This is a genomic window from Candidatus Schekmanbacteria bacterium, from assembly GCA_003695725.1.
GTDB lineage: Bacteria > Schekmanbacteria > GWA2-38-11 > GWA2-38-11 > J061 > J061.
Genome location: RFHX01000067.1, coordinates 1 through 3,715 on the forward strand (window position 1 = coordinate 1; position 3,715 = coordinate 3,715).

The 3,715-nt window shown below is 36.3% G+C and carries 2 protein-coding genes; both read left to right on the forward strand.

Annotated features, from left to right (window positions below; translation table 11 throughout):
* Positions 1 to 523 precede the first annotated feature (523 nt).
* A complete protein-coding gene (locus tag D6734_03030; GenBank protein RMF96924.1) occupies positions 524 to 3,181 on the forward strand; it encodes an alanine--tRNA ligase in 2,658 nt (885 codons plus the stop codon).
* Positions 3,178 to 3,715, forward strand: a 538-nt coding sequence (locus D6734_03035) for a hypothetical protein (protein ID RMF96925.1), incomplete at its 3' end; no start/stop codon positions are given. The genes D6734_03030 and D6734_03035, both read left to right, overlap by 4 nt.

The following is a 3,715-nucleotide window of genomic DNA, read 5'->3' on the forward strand; positions in this document are numbered from 1 at the left end:
CAATCTGAAGGTTTTTCAAGAACATTGACTATATTAATCGTCAAAAAGATATTTGTCAATTAATTTTTATTCTGCTTTTTAAAAAAGTATTCATCTTTTTAACCCATTCTAAATTTAATTTCAATAGATAAATATTCAGTGTAAAGGCAAAGTAGAAATGTCTCTTTTTCGGCAAAGTAAAAATGTCACCTTTTGAGGAAAATATAAATTCCTATGTTGTTATATCTAATTATTACGAATTTGGAGATGAAAAAAACATTTTGCCTAAGAATCATCTGGAACCAAAAGCAAAACAACTTTAGAATATATAAGCCCAACGAGGCAACTCAATCCTCCCTGCTGAATTGTATTTTGCGGTCATAGATACCGAGGTTATGTTAGCAGCCCTTCTTAAAAGCTGTGAATGTTGTAAAGCAGAATCTTGCTCTACGAAACCCTGCAAGCAATATTCAAAGATATCTTGACATAATGGTCTTTTTAAATTAACAAAAACCCCACTCTCTAAATCTTTAATAATTTGATTATGCTATCTGGACACGATATTAGAAAAATCTTTTTAGATTATTTTGCAGAAAAGGAACATAAAATTCTGCCCGGCTCATCATTAGTTCCTTCTCAAGACCCTACGCTTCTATTTACGAATGCAGGTATGGTGCAATTCAAAAGCATATTTCTTGGAGAAGAGACAAGAGAGTATAAAAGAGCCGCAACTGTCCAAAAATGTGTCAGAGCAGGCGGTAAACATAATGACCTTGAAGTTGTGGGAAAGACAAGGCGGCATCATACCTTTTTTGAAATGCTCGGCAATTTTTCCTTTGGAGATTATTTCAAAGAAAAAGCAATTGAATATGGCTGGGACTTTCTAACGAATGTAATCAAACTTCCAAAAGAAAAACTATGGATTACAATTTACGAAGAAGATGATGAATCTCTGAATATATGGGTAAAACAGATTGGCATCGCTGAAGATAAAGTCGTCCGTATGGGCAAAAAGGACAATTTCTGGCAAATGGGCGATACAGGACCATGCGGACCATGCTCAGAAATACTGATTGACCAAGGAGAAGAAGCCGGATGCGGCAAATCAACCTGCGCAGTAGGCTGTGACTGCGACCGCTATCTTGAACTTTGGAACTTGGTCTTTATGCAGTTCAACAGGTCAAGTGACGGTAATCTTTCGCCTCTGCCTAAACCAAGTATCGATACAGGGATGGGACTTGAAAGAATAACTGCTGTCGTACAGAAAGTAAAATCAAACTTTGATACAGACCTTTTCTCTCCTCTCATTGATGAAGTTGGAAGAATAACAGGCTACAAATATGGTAGTAATGAAACAAATGATGTTTCAGTAAGAGTGATTGTTGACCATGCAAGGGCGGCAACTTTTCTGATATCTGATGGAGTATTGCCCTCCAATGAAGGAAGAGGATATGTTTTGAGAAGAATACTGCGAAGAGGATTGAGGCATGGGAAAATGCTCGGCATTAAAGATCCTTTCTTTGGAACAATGTGTGAAAAGGTTATTGAAAATATGTCATCGGCATATCCGGAATTATTGGATTCATCAAAGGCTGTGAAAGGTGTAGTAAAAAATGAAGAAGATAAATTTGCCGCAACGCTTGAACAGGGACTTCAAATCCTTCATCAAAAAGTTGAAGAAATCAGAAGAGAAGATAAGGATGCAAAGATTTTTCCCGGTGAATTTGCTTTTAAACTCTATGACACTTATGGTTTCCCCGTTGATTTGACATCTGAAATACTTCAGGATTTTCAGCTTGAACCGGACTTGCAAGGATTTTCTGAATGTATGAAAAAACAGAGATTAGCGGCAAAAAAATCTCATATGGAAAAATCTATATCATCTCAGGAAGAAACTCTTAGGAATTTACTGCAAGGGATAGAGAGCACAGAGTTTTTAGGCTATGAATCGGAATCAACAAATGCCGAAGTCATCAAAATAATCAAAGACGCCAAAGAATGTAAATATGCTTCAGAAGGTGACAAGGTAAGCGTTATACTCGATAAAACAGTTTTTTATGGAGAATCAGGAGGGCAAATAGGCGATAAAGGGAAAATAAGTTCAAATGGCAATTTGCTCAATATTACGGATGCCACAAAGCCTTTTGGAAATATTATTATCCATCACGGCATTATTGAGAAAGGTAGGATAAAAGAGGGCGACAGGGTCTTCTGTGAAATAGCAAAAGAAAGGCGTTTAAACATCAAATACAACCATACTGCCACCCACATTCTTCACTCAGCACTGAAACAAGTTTTAGGCGCTCATGTGAATCAGGCAGGCTCACTTGTTGCACCTGATAGATTGAGGTTCGATTTCACTCATTTCTCAAAGATGACGGAAGAAGAGATAAATGAAGTCGAGGACATAGTAAATGAAGTCATAAGAATGAATCTGCCTGTTGCGACAAATATAATGAAATTAGAAGATGCAATAAAATCAGGCGCCACTGCACTTTTTGATGAAAAATATTCTGAAAAAGTCAGGGTTGTAGCAATTGAAAATTTCAGTAAAGAATTGTGCGGTGGAACTCACTGCAAAAGGACAGGCGAAATTGGTTATTTCAAAATCATCTCTGAAAGAGCCGTTGCAAGCGGTGTAAGACGTATTGAAGCATGCACAGGCAGTGAAGCCGTAAAATTATCGAGAGAGACAGAGAAAAAATTTGAAGAAATCGCATCTCTACTCAAAACAGGAAAAGACAATATTAGAGAAAAAATAAAAAATCTTCTTGAAGAAAACCGGAACTTATCAAAAAGGATTGAATCACTTGAAGCATCACTTTCAAAGAAGGAGATTACCAAGCTGAAGGATACTGTAAAGCGAGTAAGTGGCATCAATCTGCTTTCAGTCAAAACGCAGGCGCCATCAATCAAAGAATTGCGCAATTTTGCAGATGATGCATTGAAATCGATTGGAGAAGGGATTGCAGTAGTTGGCGCAGTAATCGAAGGTAAAGTTTCGATTGTTTGTGCTGTATCGAAAACATTGACAAACAGAATCAGCGCCTCTGACATAGTAAAGGAGATTTCTCCTATTATAAAGGGAAGTGGCGGCGGTAGAAAAGATTTTGCTCAAGCAGGGGGGAAAAACCCCAACGGATTAGAGGAAGCTCTATCTAAAGTTGAACAAATTGTCCAAAAAAGCGCATTGGCAGAATGACTAAAAGTCTATCCAAAAAAATTCAGTTAAATACTTTTTTATTTTTGCTTTCATCAACGATTTTATTCTTCTTTCTTTCCCAACAATTATTATATCCCGCTGAGATAGTCGACAAAATTGTTGCCATTGTAAATGACCAGCCGATAACAATGAGCGATGTGAATAGGGAAATGATATTAATCAAAAATAAATACTCAGAAGAATTAAAAGACAAAAATGAAGAAGAAAGAATGAAATTCTTACAGGAAAAAGCACTTGATAATCTTATCAATGAAGAGCTCCAATTTCAGGAAGCAAAAAAAATGGGCATTTCAATAAGTAATAAGACGGTCAATCTTGCCATTGAAGACCAGAAAAAAAACTTTAATATGTCTGATTATGATTTAGAGCAATCATTAAGACGAGAAAATCTTACATTAGAGGAATATAAGGAAAAAATTAGAAGGGAGCTTACGCTCTTAACTTTAATGAATAATGTTATCAAACCGAAAGTCAATATCACCTCTACTGAAATCAAAGAGTACTATAATAAGC